Below are 15,711 nucleotides of genomic sequence, written 5' to 3' on the forward strand. Positions count from 1 at the left end.
AACCTCCTTCGCAGACGCTTGGGCAGCGTCAAGAAGAACGTGCGGGTTGCGGACGGATTTGGGCCTCGGAACGTCCGGAACCAGCACGTAGCCAAAGAACGTGCGGGTTGCGGACGGTCCCCGTCCGAAGACCGTCCACAACCCGCACTTACGTCATGCCGCGCGCAGGGGCCGCGCTACACCAGGCGCGCCCAGCGCTTCTTGCCCGACTGGACCGTCGTCCCGGCCGAGAAGAGCGAGGGGTCGACGTTGTAGCACTTGGGCGCAACGGCCTCCCCGTTGATCTTGACGCCCCCGCCGTCCACGAGGCGGCGCGCCTCGCCGGCGGACTTGGCGATGCCCACCTCGACGAGCAGCTTGCCGAGGTAGACCTTGCCCTCGTCGTTGACCTCGGCGACGCTCACGGGGAACTCCGGCATGTCCTCGGGGGCCTCGGCGCGCTTGAACTGCGCGTCGAAGGCCTCGCCCGCCGCGACGCCCGCACCCTCGCCGTGATAGAGGTCGACGATGTTGGCGGCGAGCTCGCGCTTGAGCGCGTAGGGATCGGCGGAGCCGCCCGCGAAGGCGGCGTCGATCTCGTCGAGCTTGCCCATGTCAGCCGTGGAGCACAGGCGCCAGTAGAGCGGCACGAGCTCGTCGGTGATGGACATGACCTTGCCGTACATGTCGGCCGGCTCGTCGGTGAGGCCGACGTAGTTGCCGTAGCTCTTGGACATCTTCTTGTGGCCGTCGGTGCCCACCAGAAGCGGCATCGTGAGGGCGACCTGCGGCTCCATGCCCATGGCGCGCATGAGGTCGCGACCCGCGAGCAGGTTGAAGATCTGGTCGTTGCCGCCCATCTCGAGGTCGGCCTTGACCACGACGGAGTCGTAGGCCTGCAGCACCGGGTAGATGAACTCGTGCAGGGCGATGGACTTGCCCTCGGTGTAGCGGTTGTGGAAGTCCTCGCGCTCGAGGATGCGCGCCACGTTGAACTGGCTCATGAGCTTCAGCATCTCGGCGAGGTTGAGGCCCTTGAGCCAGTCGCCGTTGTGCACGATTGTGGTCCGCTCGGGGTCGAGTACCTTCATGGCCTGCTCGACATAGGTCTGGGCGTTGGCCTCGACCTGCTCCTCGGTGAGCGGCGGGCGGGTGGAGTCGCGGCCGGACGGGTCGCCGATGAGCGCGGTGCCGTTGCCGATGATGAGCGTCACGTTGTGGCCGAGGTCCTGGAACTGGCGCATCTTGCGCAGCGGGACGGCGTGGCCGAGGTGCAGGTCGGGGCTCGTGGGGTCGACGCCCAGCTTGATGTTGAGGGGCGTGCCCTTCTCGAGCTTCTTCTTGAGCTCGTCGAGCGGCACGATCTGCATCGTGCCGGAAGTAATCACCTTGAGTTGCTCGTCAACTGGCAGCACCGATCTCTCCTCCATCTCTCGTGGGGCGGCCTCCGCCGCCGCATAGCGCACCCAAGCATACCGCAGGACGGCGCAAGGCTCGCAGGTCGCTTGCGGAAGTCTGATGCGCGTACACGGTCTCACCACGTCAGGAGCTCCCCGGGAGGAAGAGCCCGGGCGCATCCCTATAATGGGGAAGACTGTGGACGAACGCCCCACGAACAGGAGGACACGATGGGGATCAGAACCCGCAGGGCACGCTCGCACTCGAAGACGCACTTCGTCGGCTTTGGCATCGCGGGCGCGTTCGGATTCATCGCTCTTCTGTGCGTGACGCTCGCGCTCTCGCTCGGCGCGCTCGTCACCACGTGGCTCGAGGACCTTCCCGACTACACCTCGGCCGACGCCTACCTGGTCGCCGAGCCCACGCGCGTCTACGACGCCGACGGCAACGAGATCGCCGCCTACTACCTCCAGAACCGCCGCTCGGTCACGCTCGACGAGATCTCCGACTACGTCCTCAAGGGCGTCGTCGACACCGAGGACAGGCGCTTCTACGAGCACAACGGAGTCGACCCCCAGGGCGTCATGCGCGCCGTCGTCGGCCAGCTCACCGGAAACGACGACGCGGGCGGCGGCTCCACGATCACGCAGCAGCTCGTGCGCAACACCGTGCTCTCGGACGAGCAGTTCGAGCAGTCGCTCAAGCGCAAGGTCCGCGAGGCCTACATCGCCATCCAGATGGAGAAGGTCTACACCAAGGACCAGATCCTCAACATGTACCTCAACACGATCTTCTACGGCAACGGCGCCTGGGGCATCGAGGCCGCGAGCATCACCTACTTCAACAAGCACGCGAGCGAGCTGACGCTCGCCGAGGCAGCGACCCTCGTGGGCCTGCCCAACGCGCCCTCCATGTACGACCCCTTCCTCTACCCCGACGCCTGCAAGGAGCGCCGCAACCTCGTCCTGTCCCGCATGCTCGAGGCGGGCGACATCACACAGGAGGAGTACGACAGCGCCTGCGCCGAGGACATCGTCTTGAACCCCGGCTCGCTCACCGACTCCGTGGGCTCCTACCCCTACTTCACCGACTACGTCCGCAACCTGCTGCTCCAGGACTTCTCGTCCGATACGATCATGCAGGGCGGCCTCAAGGTCTACACCACCCTCGAGCCCGAAAAGCAGCAGGTCGCCGAGCAGGCCGCGGCGGAGCGCGTGGCGGCGATGAGCGACCCTGACGTCGGCGCCGCGCTCGTCTCGATCGACAACTCCAACGGCCACATCGTCGCCATGGTGGGCGGGCAGAACTACGGTTACGACACCGAGGCGGGCCAATACTCCTTCAACCTCGCGCTCGCGCAACGCCAGGCGGGCTCGAGCTTCAAGACCTTTACCCTGCTCGCGGCCATGCTCGACGGCATGAGCCCGACCGTCATGCTCGACTGCAACTCCCCCATCCGCATCAACTCCTCCTGGGAGCCGCACAACTACAACAACAACCAATACGGCTACATCTCGCTCGCCCGCGCCACCGAGCTCTCGTCCAACACCGCCTACGCCCAGGTCATCGAGGCGATCGGCGTCGACAAGCTCGTCGAGACCGCCGCGCTTGTGGGCATCGACTCCCAGATCAAGTACGAGCTCGCCTCCACCCTCGGCGCCTCCGAGGTCACCCCTCTCGAGATGTGCGAGGCCTACTCCACCGTCGCCACGGGCGGCGTGCACAGGAACCCCGTCGCCATCACCAGGATCGAGGACCGCAACGGCAACGTCGTCTACGAGCACCAGGACGACGCCGAGCAGGTCTACGACTCCGCGGTGGGCGAGGACCTCATCGAGGTGCTCGAGGGCGTCTTCGACGCGGGCTACACCACGAGCTACGTCAACGCGTACTTCAACGCCAACCAGCCCGTCGCCGGCAAGACCGGCACCGCCGACGACGCGGCCGACCTCTGGTTCTGCGGGTTCACGCCGCAGCTGACCACCGTCGTGTGGATGGGCAACCGCCTCACCAACGACCCGGTGTACCTCAACGGGGGCTATGCTGGCACCGAGCGCACCGCCCAGCCCATCTGGGTCGAGTACATGAACGCCGTGCTCGAGGGCGTGCCGCGCGAGGAGTTCCCGACCTCCGACCACTCCGCCACCTACAAGCCCAACAGCTCCTGGACCTTCGTGGGCACCTCCTCCCCCGAGACCTACCTCGAGGACGAGGAGGAGGAGACGACCGACGAGGGCACGGACGACACCACCGTCGACGAGCCCACCGTCGACGAGCCCGGCACGGGCGACGGGACGGGCGACGGCACCGGTGACAACACCGGCGACGGCGGCAACACCGGAGGCGGCGGCACCGTCCGACGCCGGGGACGAAAGAGGGCCCGGACGCGCCTCTCCGAGCGGCGTCCGGGCCCCGTGGAAGTGCTATGTCGTGGGCGTTGTCGGAGGCACCGGGTCGGTTCCGCCGCCCCCGCTGGAGTCGCCCNAGGAGTGGTTGTACTGGCGCGACGAGGAGCCCGTGCGCTCGGAGCCCGAGCGCAGCCTTCCGTTGCGATCGTTGTATGCCATGGGACCCCCTGGGACAGGGCACGTGCGTGCGGCGTTTTCCTTATCGCATGATACGCCCGGTTCGCCCCGTGGTTCTTCTCTGCCCGAGGGGGTATTCGGGGAGCGGCGGGGCACCGTCCGACGCCGGGGACGAAAGAGGGCCCGGACGCGCCTCTCCGAGCGGCGTCCGGGCCCCGTGGAAGTGCTATGTCGTGGGCGTTGTCGGAGGCACCGGGTCGGTTCCGCCGCCCCCGCTGGAGTCGCCGACCCGGTGCCTCCGACAACGCCCACGACATAGCACTTCCACGGGGCCCGGACGCCGCTCGGAGAGGCGCGTCCGGGCCCTCTTTCGTCCCCGGCGTCGGACGGTGCCCCGCCGCTCCCCGAATACCCCCTCGGGCAGAGAAGAACCACGGGGCGAACCGGGCGTATCATGCGATAAGGAAAACGCCGCACGCACGTGCCCTGTCCCAGGGGGTCCCATGGCATACAACGATCGCAACGGAAGGCTGCGCTCGGGCTCCGAGCGCACGGGCTCCTCGTCGCGCCAGTACAACCACTCCTCCCGCCCGCCCATCACCCCGCAGGGCTCCTACCACGGCCCGCGCGGCACGCGGCAGCGCGGCGGCGGCCTCAAGGGCCCGGGACGCGGGGGCCCCGGCTACCCGGTTCGAGCGCGCTCCATCAACTTCCAGGGCGGTCGCAACCGCATCCTCGGCGTCGACCGCCGCCTGCTCATCCTGGGCGCGCTGGCCGTCGTGCTCGTGGTCCTTCTCGTCGTGGGCATCTCGAGCTGCGTGAGGGGCTGCTCCTCGAGCCAGGGTTCCGGCGAGACCAACCCCGTCGACGCCCGCGTCGCCTCGGGCGTCTCGGAGGAGCTCACCACCCAGTTCGCGACCGAGCTCGACCGCGGCGAGAGGCTCGCGCAGATCGCCGCCAACGCGAGCAGCTACTCCGACCAGGCGCTGCTCGAGCTCGCCCTCGAGGTTCCCGAGGCCATCGACTTCGTGGCGTCCTACCCCGAGGCCGAGAAGACCGCGCAGCCCTACGACGAGGCCGTCACCCAGGGGAGCGCCCCGCAGCTCTGGTGCTGGGACGCGCGCTGGGGCGCCGTCGACTACGCCGGCCACCCGCTCGCCGTGAGCGGCTCGGGACCCACCGCGGTCTCGATGGCCTACATGGGCCTCACCGGCAGAAACGACCGCTCCCCCGCCGACATCGCCCAGGCGGTGACCGACGCCGGCCTCGCGAGCGGCGACGCCGCCATGTCGGGCGACTACCTCACGAGCGGCTCCGCGGAGCTCGGCCTCACGTGCGAGACCTACACGTCCAACGGCGACAACCTCTCCCAGATGCTCGACTCCGGGGCCTACCTGCTCATCCAGGCCAAGGCCGGCACGCTCACCAGCATGGAGCACTGGGTGCTGCTCGTGACCGAGAACGAGGACGGCACCGTGGTGGTCTACGACCCCACCTCCCCCGACGTGAGCGCCCATCCCTGGGCGCCCGCGACCCTTGCCTCGACGTGCGACACCCTCTACGTGCTGCGCGCCGCGGACGCGGGCACCGAGGGCGACGCCGCCGAGTAGCCCGGCCACACACCTCCACGAAGAGGGGCCCACCCGGTTCCACGAGGGAGCGCTTCGCGAAGCCTCCTCTCGGGAGCCGGGTGGGCCCCTTCGCACGGGAGCCCCGCCGGACCCTCGCGCAGAGGCTTCGCGAAGCGCGCCTCTGCATGAGGTCCGGCGGGGCTCACCGCCGCGCACTGACGTGCCTAGGACAGAATCTCCTTGGACGCGGCCTCGAGCTTGGCGCGCACGGCCTCGGACTCGGCGCGCGTGGCACCCTTCGAGAACAGGTACGCCTTCACCTTGGGCTCGGTGCCGGACGGACGGAAGATGACCTTGTTGTCGTCCTCGAGGCGGAACTCAATGACGTTTGCGGTCGGCAGGACCTGCGGCTCCTCCTTCTGAAGACCGGAGACGCGCGGCATCTCGGGGCCGGTGGCGTAGTCGGTCACGCCGGTGACCTTGTAGCCGGCGATCTCGACGGGCGGGTTGGTGCGCAGCCCGTCCATGATGGCGGCCATCTTGTCGGCGCCGGCGGCACCCGGGAAGGAGGCGTTGACGGTGCCGTTGAGGTAGTAGCCGTACTTCTGGTAGAGGGCGTCCATGGCCTCGTAGAGGTCCATGCCCTTCTCGGCGTAGTAGGAGGCCATCTCGACGCAGAGCATCGTGGCGACGATGGCGTCCTTGTCACGGGCGTGCGTGCCCACGAGATATCCGTAGGACTCCTCGAAGCCCATGAGGAAGCGGTCCTCCTCGCCCTCGTCCTTGAGCTGGTCGATCTGGTCGCCGATGTACTTGAAGCCGGTGAGCACGCGCCTCATCTCGAAGCCCCAGTCGCGCGCGAGGGCGTCGGGCATGGAGGACGAGACGATCGTGGAGACGGCGACCTTGCGGCTCACGTCCTCGCCGCGGTCGCGGGCCATCGTGGCGAGCCAGTCCATGAGCAGGACGCCCATCTCGTTGCCGGAGAGAAGGACGTAGTCGCCGTCGTGCGGGATGGCGGTGCCCATGCGGTCGGCGTCGGGGTCGGTGGCAACGACGAGGTTGGGCTTGACCTCCTCCGCGAGGTTGAGCGCCAGCTCGAGGGCCTCGCGGAACTCGGGGTTGGGATAGGTGCAGGTGGGGAAGTTGCCGTCCGGGTTGGCCTGCTCGGGGACCACGGAGACCTTCTCGACGCCGATCTCCTTGAGGATGCGGGTCACGAGCTCCATGCCGGTGCCGTTGAGCGGGGTGTAGACCACCGAGTAGTCGTCCGACGCCTTGAAGCCGGGGACGGAGACCTTCTTGATGCTGTCGATGAAGGAGTCGAGGACCTCCTCGGGCGTCCACTCGATCAGGCCCTTCTCGACGCCCTCGTCGAAGTCCATGATCTTGACGCCGAACGGGTCGGCCTTGGCGATGTTCGCCGAGATCTCGGCAGCGGCCTCATCGGTGATCTGGCCGCCGTTGTCGTTGTAGACCTTGTAGCCGTTGTAGGGAGCCGGGTTGTGGGAGGCGGTCAGGACGATGCCCGCGGAGGTGTGCAGGTAGCGCACCGCGAAGGAGAGCGTGGGAACGGGCTCGATGCGCGGGTACACGTAGACGTGCACGCCGTTGGCGGCGAGCACGCCGGCGGCGACGCGCTGGAAGTCCTCGCCCTTGTTGCGCGAGTCGCGCGCGAGCGCGAGCGTGGGGTTGTCGTAGTGCGCGTTCAGATAGTCCGCGACGCCCTGGGTGGCCTGGGCGACCACGTAGACGTTCATGCGGTTGGTGCCGACGCCGAGGGTGCCGCGAAGTCCCGCGGTGCCGAAGGCGAGGGTGCGGTAGAAGGCGTCGAAGAGCTTGTCCTCGTTGCCGTCCTTGACGAGCTCGGCGAGCTCGGCGGCGAGGTCGGGATCGGTGACGTTGTCCTGCCAGGTCTTGACCGTGGCCTCGATGCGTGCGTCCATTGCGTGTTCCCCCAATTGCTCTGGGCGCGAGCCGGTGCCCGCGCCATACCCACACGTGTAGGTAGATTCTACGCGCGTGCGCCTCGGGGTCGGGCCTCCCCTACGCGGACGGACGCCGAGCGGCGGCGGGCGGAGCGCCCCGACCTACGCCCGCTCCACGAGGTAGGCGTGGTGAATCTTGCGGTTTCGCGCGAAGTCCTCGGGGATGGTCTCGTCGGTTATGTCGGTGAGGCGCACGCCGGCGCGCCCGAGCTTCTCGACGTCCGGCTTGAAGCCGCGCAGGTTGCACGAGAAGATCGCCGATCCGCCACGCACGAGCAGACGCGAGACGCCGATGATGAGCTCGACGTGATCTCTCTGCACGTCGAACGAGGCCTTGCGCATGCGCGCGGAGTTGGAGAACGTGGGCACGTCGCAGAAGATCAGGTCCCAGCGGTTGCGCGTGTGGCGCTGCTCGCTCACCCAGGCGAGCACGTCCGCCTGCACGAACTCGTGCTCCGGGCCCGTGAAGCCGTTGCGCGCCATGTTGCGCCGCGCCCAGTCGAGCGAGGGGCGGGAGAGGTCCACGGTGGTGGTGAACTTGGCGCCGCCGTCTGCCGCGTAGCAGGTGGCCGTGCCGGTGTAGGCAAACAGGTTGAGGAAGCGCCTGGAGCCCTGGGTCCGCTTCATCATCTCGCGGATGCGCGAGCGCGTCTCGCGGTGGTCGAGGAAGATGCCGCAGTCGTGGCGCGCGTCGAAGTTGACCTCGAAGGTGAGGCCACCCTCATCCACCAGGTGCGCCCCCGCGGGCAGCTCCACGCGCCCCGGACGGTCGCGGCGGGCCCCGCGCGCGGCGCGCTCGGGGGCGCGCCCCTCGTCGGCGTACTGAGAACCGCCGCGGGCGCGCGTGCGAACGCGCACGCTCACGTCGCGCGGTGCGACGCCCAGCGCGCGCGGCGCGATGGCGAGCACGTCGAGCAGCCTGCGGCGGGCGAGCTCCGGGTCCACCCCGCGCGGGGCGGCGTACTCGGAGACCTGCAGCCAGCGCCCCGGGGTCTCGGAGCCCTCGTAGAGCTCGATCGCCACGGCGTAGTCGGGGAGGTCCGCGTCGTAGACGCGGTAGCAGCTCACGTCCTCGCGACGCGCCCACCTCGCGCGCAGGCGCGCGACCTTGGCGAGGCGCCGGGCGAACTGGTCCGACGCCGGCACGAGCACGGGCACGCGCTCGCCGGCGACCTCCACGGTCGCGGGGGGCTCCACGTCCCGACGGGGTGCGTAGACGCGGACCTGTGCCGGGTCGCGCCCCACGATGACCTCGGTCACCTCGGGCTCGGAGCGCAGGGCGGCGTCGAGCGCGGCGGTGCGCGCCAGCGCCGCGACGCGCAGGCCGGCCGCCCCCGACGAGGCGGCGAGCGCGGCGGCCTCGCGGGCGGGGGCGCCGTCGGAGATCCACGAGAGGTCGCAGGTCACCAGGGCCGACGCGGCCGCACGGGCGGCACCGGTCGCCTCGTCGGGCGAGACGACCCTCGGCTCAAGTGCCACCCCGGCGGCGCGCAGGGCCTGGCGGCACGACGCGACCGCCCCGGGGCGATCGTCGGCGACGAGCAGCGAGCACGGCCTTCCCTCGCCCGCGACGGAGCGCGCCCGCGCCTCCTCGAGGAGCGAGAGCCAGGCGGGCTCGTCGTGACCAGCCCACCCCGTGAAGCCCCAGCGCGCCCGCAGCATGCCCGGCGCCCGGTCGAGCGCCTCCCCGGCCGCCTCCACGAGCACGCTGCCCTGCCCGGGCCAGAGCGCCGCGAGCACGGGGCCCTCGGGGCCGGCTCCGTCGCAGACCTCCCGCCAGCCCCCCGCGGCGAGCAGCGCCGCTGCGTAGTCGGGACGCAGCGGCGCGACGCCGTCCGCCCCGCGCGAGTCATAGCCCCTCCGGAAGAGCGGCTCCCCCGCGAGGTCGATCGACACCGTGGCGTGACCGCCCGTGAGGCGGACGTCGACGGTGAGGTCGGGGCGCGCCGTGTCCGTGACGGGGCGGACGCCGCGCTCGGCGACCAGGCGGTCCGAGATGGCGTCCTTGACGCGAAGGGCGACGAACTGGGTGTTCCTGAGCTGGGCGTTGGTGCCATGGGCGTCGACGGCCAGCGTCGCCCCCGCGGCGAGCTGACCCTCCCAGGGGATGGCGGAGACGCCCTCGTAGAGCGCGTCCGCGTCGTGCGCGCCCACGCGCGCGAGCACGACCAGCACGCGCGACGCGAGGCGCGACCACAGGCACGCGCGGTAGGCGTCCTCGATCCGGTCCCCAAACGAGACCTGGCCCGCGAGCGGGCGCACGCGCCCGGAGCCCATGCGCCTCAGCTCGTCGGCCAGCAGTCGCTCGAAGCCCTTGGGGCACGTCGCCACAAACTCCATCGGGTCACCTCTCGCCCGTCGTTTCCCGTCCGGCGAACATTCTCACACGAAACCGCGGGGCTCCCCGCCACTTCCCGGCCTCGCCACTGTTCTTTCGCACGCGCGACGACAGGGCGAGAAGGACCACGGCACCTAGCGCTTCCCGTAGAACTCGTGAACGTCGCGCCCCATCGCGGCGAGCGCGTCCGCGTCGACGTAGGCCATGTGGCCGCAGCCGTAGCGGTACCAGCTCACGCGCCCCTTGAGCTCGTCGGAGAGGAACTGGTGGCTCATGTCGTGCACGACGTTCCACCACGTGGTCGCCGCGTCGTAGCGACCACCGATGATCGCGAGCTTGCAGGTCGGGTTGCGCCGCAGCGCCACGGCGACGTCGAGGGCCATGTTGGGCGTGGCCACGCGCCCCAGGCCCGGCTCCTCGTGGCCCCAGTCCCAGGACGCGTTGACCTTGTCGTAGTTGTTGGAGAGGTAGCGCGCCGGCCCGCGGTAGCCCAGCTCGTCCGCGCAGAAGCGGCGGAACGCCCGCACCCACGCCCCCTCGAGCGCGTCGTCGGCGGCGTCCTCGCCGGCAAGCCACGTGTCGAAGGACTGCATCGGGGAGGGGCCGTCAGACGAGAAGCGCGTGTCGAGGCGCCCGCACACGCGTCCCTCGTCGGCGAGCAGGTGACGCCGGAAGTCGAGCAGGTCGACGCGCAGGCGGCGGGACAGGATGTGCTCGGCGTCCAGCCCGATGAACTCGGACATGCGCCGCGCGACCGCGCGCTCGCGCTCCTCGCCGAGTCGGTCGCCGCGCAGCAGCGCGCCGGCGAGCTCGTCCTCGGCGAAGGCCATGGCACGGTCGAACCACTCGTCCTCGTCCACCCCCGCCCCGGCCTTGCCGAAGAACTGTGCCGTGGCGGCAAAGGTGGGCATCATTCCCAGGTAGTAGAGGTCGTCCCCGGGGTTGATCAGACCCGCGATGTTGAAGACGGCGGAGAGCATGACCACACCCGTGAGCTGCACGCCCCGCTCGCCGAGCAGCCGCATGAGCGCGGCGTTGCGGACGGTGCCGTAGGACTCGCCGTAGAGGTACAGCGGGCTCGACCAGCGACCGTTCTCCGTGAGCCACGCGCAGATGGCGCGCGCGAAGGCGTCGGCGTCGCCGTCGGTGCAGAAGACCTTCTTGGGGTCGGCATCCTCCGCGAGCACCGACCAGCCCGTGCCGAGCGCGTCGAGAAACACCACGTCGGAGTCGACGAGCAGCGTGTGCGGGTTGTCCTCGACGGGGGCGTCGGCGCGCACGTGACGCATGCCGTCGGGCCTCACGCGGCGCGGCCCGATGCCCCCGAAGTTGATGGGCACCGAGCTCGAGCCCGGGCCGCCGTTGTAGGCAAAGGTCACGGGGCGCGCCGGGTCGGGCCGCCCGTCCTCCCCGAGGGCCACGTACGAGAGCGAGAACATCTGCCCGACCAGCGTGCCCGCGTCGTCGCGAACCTCGACGTGGGCGGCACGGGCCTCGTAGTCGATCGGGGCGTCTCCGCCCGACCACGTGAGGCGCGCCGAGGCGCCCTCGGGAACCTCGCGGGCGCGCTGCGCCGACACGACGGCGTAGTCCCTCGTCTGCTCGGGCGCGCCCGTCGTCGCCGCGCCCCTCTCCTCGTCGGCCATCTCTCCCCTTTCGTCCGAATGCCTGTCCAAAGGCCAATTCTACTCTGACGACAAAGTGATAGGCTAGGCTGCTAGGCTCACGGCCGGTCGGGCCGTGCCTCATCTACTGGCTTTCGAGTTTGGAGTGTCATGACAGCGAAAAAGACCGCGCTGGCATCCACCGGACGCAAGGCAAAGAGCGCCGGCATCCCCCTCTCCGCGGCTATGATCCTCGTCACCCTGGGCGTCGTGTACGGAGACATCGGCACGAGCCCCATGTACACCCTCAAGGCGATCATCGCCGGCAACGGCGGCCTCGCCACGATGTCGGAGGACGTCGTCCTGGGCGCGCTCTCCCTCATCATCTGGACCCTCACCCTCATCACCACCGTCAAGTACGTCCTCGTGGCCATGAAGGCCGACAACCACAACGAGGGCGGAATCTTCGCCCTCTTCAGCCTGGTCAAGCGCTGCGGCCGCTGGCTCATCATCCCGGCCATGATCGGCGGCGCCGCGCTTCTCGCCGACGGCATCCTCACCCCCGCCGTCACCGTCACCACGGCCATCGAGGGCCTGAGGACCGTTGACTTCTTCTACGGCGTCATAGGTGACAACCAGCACATCGTCGTGGCCATCGTCATCTGCATCCTGTGCGTGCTCTTCTTCCTCCAGAAGGCCGGCACCTCGAAGATCGGCAAGGCCTTCGGCCCCATCATGACCCTGTGGTTCCTCTTCCTGGCGGTGGCGGGCCTGCCGCACATCTTCGAGAACTTCGGCGTCCTGCGCGCGCTCAACCCCGTGCGCGGCGTCATGTTCCTCTTTGACGGCAACCTCAACGCCGCCGGCGTCATGGTCCTCGGCAACGTCTTCCTCTGCACCACCGGCGCCGAGGCCCTCTACTCGGATATGGGGCACGTCGGAAAGCCCAACATCTATGCCACCTGGCCGTTCGTGAAGGTCTGCCTCATCCTCAACTACCTTGGGCAGGGCGCCTGGATCCTCGCCAGCAACGGCTCCGCCGACCTCGCCGCCATCCCCGACCTCAACCCCTTCTTCCAGATGCTGCCCGAGCAGGTCCGCGTGTTCGCCGTGGTCCTCTCCACCTTCGCGGCCATCATCGCGTCGCAGGCCCTCATCACCGGGTCCTTCTCCATCGTCTCCGAGGCCGTCCGCCTCGACCTCATGCCGCACATGCGCATCAACTACCCGTCGGAGACCAAGGGCCAGATCTACATCCCCATGGTCAACAACGTCATGTGGGTCGCCTGCATCTGCGTGGTGCTGCTCTTCCAGACCTCCGCGCACATGGAGGCCGCCTACGGCCTGGCCATCACCGTGACCATGCTCATGACCACGGTGCTGCTCTTCACGTACCTCTCGCGCATCTGCCACAAGCCCGCGCTCGCCGTCCCGTTCGCGGTCTTCTTCGGCGCCATCGAGTTCATGTTCTTCTTCTCGAGCCTGACGAAGTTCTTCCACGGCGGCTACGTCACCGTGGTCATCGCCGCCGCCATCTTCCTGGTCATGTACGTGTGGCGCCGCGGCACCGCCATCGAGCGCACCCAGACCCTCTACCTGCCCATCAGCAAGTACCTCGACCAGATCTTCGACCTCAGCCACGACGAGGACTACCCGCTGCTCGCCGACAACCTGGTCTTCCTGACCAACGACTCGTCGTTCGACAAGCTCGACCGCGACATCCTCTACTCAATCCTCGACAAGCAGCCCAAGCGCGCCCGCGCCTACTACTTCCTCAACGTGCAGGTGACCGAGGAGCCCTTCACGCACGAGTACATCGTCGAGGACTTCGGCACCGACTTCCTCTTCAAGATCCAGCTCCGCCTGGGCTTCAAGGTCAACCAGCGCGTCAACACCTACCTCTACCAGATCGTCTCGGGCCTCGTGGAGCGCGGCCAGCTCGCCCCGCAGGAGCACAAGTACTCGATCTACCTCGAGCCGAGCGTGGTGGGCGACTTCCGCTTCTGCCTCATCCGCAAGACGCTCTCCCCCGAGACCGAGATCTCCGGCATCAACCGCCGCTGCATGGAGATCAAGTACTTCATCCGCAGCCTGTGCGGCACGCCGGCGCGCTGGTACGGCCTCGAGAACTCGAGCCTCATCTACGAGTACGTCCCGCTCTTCTCGCGCACCAAGCGCCAGCACAAGCTCACCCGCGTCGAGCGGCCCGTGGGCGAGCCCGCGGTCTCGGCGCCCCTCACCACCGCCGAGGCGGAGGCGCGCGAGGAGGAGGACGAGGACATCTTCTCCGTCCGCATGCGCGAGGACCGCGAGCGCTCCGTCGAGGAGGCGAACAAGAACGTCGTCGGCGGCGACACCGCCAGCTTCCGGCCCCTGCGCCTCGACGAGGAGGACGAGGAGGAGGGTCAGGAGTAGCCTCCGCGCGCCCACGCTCACGCAGCAGGGGGAGAAGGACCGGCGAGGTCCTTCTCCCCCTTTTGTTGTCCCTCCATTCGGTGGTGCGTGGCACGTGAGCTGCCAGGAAATGTCAGCCATTGGGTAATGAGGGCCCGTCGCGTCACCGAGAGAAGTCAAATCTGTCGGAAAGCCCGGCGATTGGGTAGTGCTCCCATCCCCCACCGTGTCTCGGGGGCGACAAGAGCACCCAATCGTCTGGCAAACGTGGCACGAGCGGCCCGAATCGGGTCATTCAATGCTGTCCTGGCGGCCTCAACATAAAAAGTGATACCCAATGACAGGGGTTTCGTGAGAAAAAAGCGCGTTGGGAGGACAGGGTATTCCCCGCGCGCAGCCGTCCGCGACCCACGCCGCCGCGCCGACAGACGCCGGCGCGGCGGCGTCTCGCTAGCGCTCGTCTATGGGCACGTAGTCGCCCGAGTTGGGCATGACGGAGTTGTAGGCCGGGCGGATGATGCGACCCGCGCCGTAGAGCTCCTCCATGCGGTGCGCGGTCCAGCCCGCAAGGCGCGCCATCGCGAAGATCGGCGTGTAGAGGTCCTGCGGGATCCCGAGCATGGAGTAGACGAAGCCGGTGTACATGTCGATGTTGGTGCTGATGGGCTTGGTGATGCCGCGGACGTCGCGCATGACCTGGGGGCCGAGCCGCTCGATGCTCGCGATGAGGTCGAGCTTGTCGACCTGCCCCTTCTGCTCGGCGATGCGGCGCGCGAAGCCGCGGATGATCTCGGCGCGCGGGTCGGTCTTGGTGTAGACCGCGTGGCCCAGGCCGTAGAGCAGCCCCGCCCCGTCAAAGGCCTCCTTGCGCAGGATCTTGGCAAGGTAGCCCGCCACCTCGTCGTCGTTCGACCAGTCGCGAACGTGAGCCGCGACGTCCTCGATCATGTCGTTCGCCTTGTAGTTTGCGCCGCCGTGCTTGGGGCCCTTGAGCGAGCCGATGGCCGCGGCGTAGGCCGAGTAGGCGTCCGTGCCCGAGGACGAGAGCACGCGGGTGGTGAAGGTCGAGTTGTTGCCGCCGCCGTGCTCCGCGTGGAGGATGAGCATGACGTCGAGCAGCATGGCCTCCTCGTGCGTGAAGCCCTCGTCGCTCCTGAGGACGTCGAGGACGGTCTCGGCCATCGAGTAGCCCTCGCGCACCGGCGGCACCATGAGCTTGGTGTCGTTCTGCTCGGCGACGTGCGCCGCGTGCGCCACGGCCGCGGTGCGCGGCCAGCGCCCGAGCAGCGAGAGCGCGACGTCGACCTCGTGGGTGGGCGAGGTGTCGTCCGGGTTGGGGTCGAAGGCGTAGAGCAGCAGCGTGGCGCGCTGCAGGACGTTCATGATGGAGTGGCTGTAGGTCGCGCGCGGGAAGAGGCCGAGGTAGCCCTCGGGGAGCTGCTTGCGCGCGTCGACGCGGGCGCGGAAGTCGTCGAGCTCGGCGCGGGTGGGGAGCCGCCCCGAGATGAGCAGGTAGGCGACCTCCTCGTAGCCGAAGCGGTCCTCGGCCTGCGAGGCGCCGATGAGGTCCGCGACGTGGTAGCCGCGGTAGATCAGGTCGCCGTCGTCGGGCACGACGCCGTGGTCGGTCTTGATGTAGCCGTGCACGTTGGAGATGGTGGTGAGGCCCACGAGCACGCCCGACCCGTCGGCGTTGCGCAGGCCGCGCTTGACGTCGTACTTCTGGTAGAGCTCGGGCTCCACCACGTCCACGCGCTCGTAGCCGTGGTAGAGCCCGTCAGAGACCGCAGGGAGGCCGAGCGCGACCGAGGGCATGGGGTAGGCGTCCGCCACATGGTCGAACGCGGGCGTCTCGCGTGGGGTGAGGATGGGCCACCCCGCCCCCTTTGCAATGCGAATCATGGGCTACCTCCT

Annotated in this window: 8 protein-coding genes; 3 read left to right on the forward strand and 5 right to left on the reverse strand. The window is 68.9% G+C overall.

What is annotated here, in order from left to right:
* Window positions 1-176 precede the first annotated feature (176 nt).
* On the reverse strand, window positions 177-1,394 hold the full coding sequence (gene tyrS / locus BQ7106_RS05390; protein ID WP_072375346.1) for a tyrosine--tRNA ligase: 1,218 nt from the start codon (window positions 1,392-1,394) through the stop codon (window positions 177-179).
* Window positions 1,395-1,607: 213 nt separating this feature from the next.
* Between tyrS and BQ7106_RS05395 the strand changes: the two genes are divergently transcribed.
* On the forward strand, window positions 1,608-3,995 hold the full coding sequence (locus BQ7106_RS05395; protein WP_072372582.1) for a transglycosylase domain-containing protein: 2,388 nt from the start codon (window positions 1,608-1,610) through the stop codon (window positions 3,993-3,995).
* A 410-nt stretch (window positions 3,996-4,405) separates the two neighbouring features.
* Complete coding sequence (locus tag BQ7106_RS05400; protein ID WP_240307445.1) at window positions 4,406-5,512, forward strand: hypothetical protein; 1,107 nt, start codon at window positions 4,406-4,408, stop codon at window positions 5,510-5,512.
* Between the two features lie 185 nt (window positions 5,513-5,697).
* On the opposite strand, the gene BQ7106_RS05405 is transcribed toward BQ7106_RS05400, so the two are convergent.
* From BQ7106_RS05405 to BQ7106_RS05415, 3 genes are all read right to left on the reverse strand, one after another.
* The gene (locus BQ7106_RS05405; RefSeq protein WP_072372587.1) at window positions 5,698-7,419 is read right to left on the reverse strand and encodes a phospho-sugar mutase; all 1,722 of its coding nucleotides are present in this window, start codon (window positions 7,417-7,419) and stop codon (window positions 5,698-5,700) included.
* A gap of 144 nt (window positions 7,420-7,563) precedes the next feature.
* Window positions 7,564-9,801 (reverse strand): bifunctional 23S rRNA (guanine(2069)-N(7))-methyltransferase RlmK/23S rRNA (guanine(2445)-N(2))-methyltransferase RlmL, encoded by a 2,238-nt coding sequence (gene rlmKL / locus BQ7106_RS05410; protein WP_072372590.1) that lies wholly within the window; start codon window positions 9,799-9,801, stop codon window positions 7,564-7,566.
* Window positions 9,802-9,933: 132 nt separating this feature from the next.
* Window positions 9,934-11,445 carry a S10 family peptidase gene (locus tag BQ7106_RS05415; protein ID WP_072372593.1) on the reverse strand — a complete coding sequence of 504 codons (1,512 nt, stop codon included), beginning with the start codon at window positions 11,443-11,445 and terminating at the stop codon, window positions 9,934-9,936.
* A 129-nt stretch (window positions 11,446-11,574) separates the two neighbouring features.
* Here BQ7106_RS05415 and BQ7106_RS05420 point away from each other — a divergent pair, with 129 nt between their 5' ends.
* Window positions 11,575-13,818 carry a KUP/HAK/KT family potassium transporter gene (locus BQ7106_RS05420; RefSeq protein WP_072372596.1) on the forward strand — a complete coding sequence of 748 codons (2,244 nt, stop codon included), beginning with the start codon at window positions 11,575-11,577 and terminating at the stop codon, window positions 13,816-13,818.
* Between the two features lie 429 nt (window positions 13,819-14,247).
* Here the strand turns inward: BQ7106_RS05420 and BQ7106_RS05425 are convergent, their stop codons facing one another.
* On the reverse strand, window positions 14,248-15,699 hold the full coding sequence (locus BQ7106_RS05425) for a citrate synthase (RefSeq protein ID WP_205407678.1): 1,452 nt from the start codon (window positions 15,697-15,699) through the stop codon (window positions 14,248-14,250).
* Window positions 15,700-15,711: the final 12 nt, after the last annotated feature.

It is taken from the genome of Thermophilibacter mediterraneus (assembly GCF_900119385.1).
Lineage (GTDB): Bacteria > Actinomycetota > Coriobacteriia > Coriobacteriales > Atopobiaceae > Thermophilibacter > Thermophilibacter mediterraneus.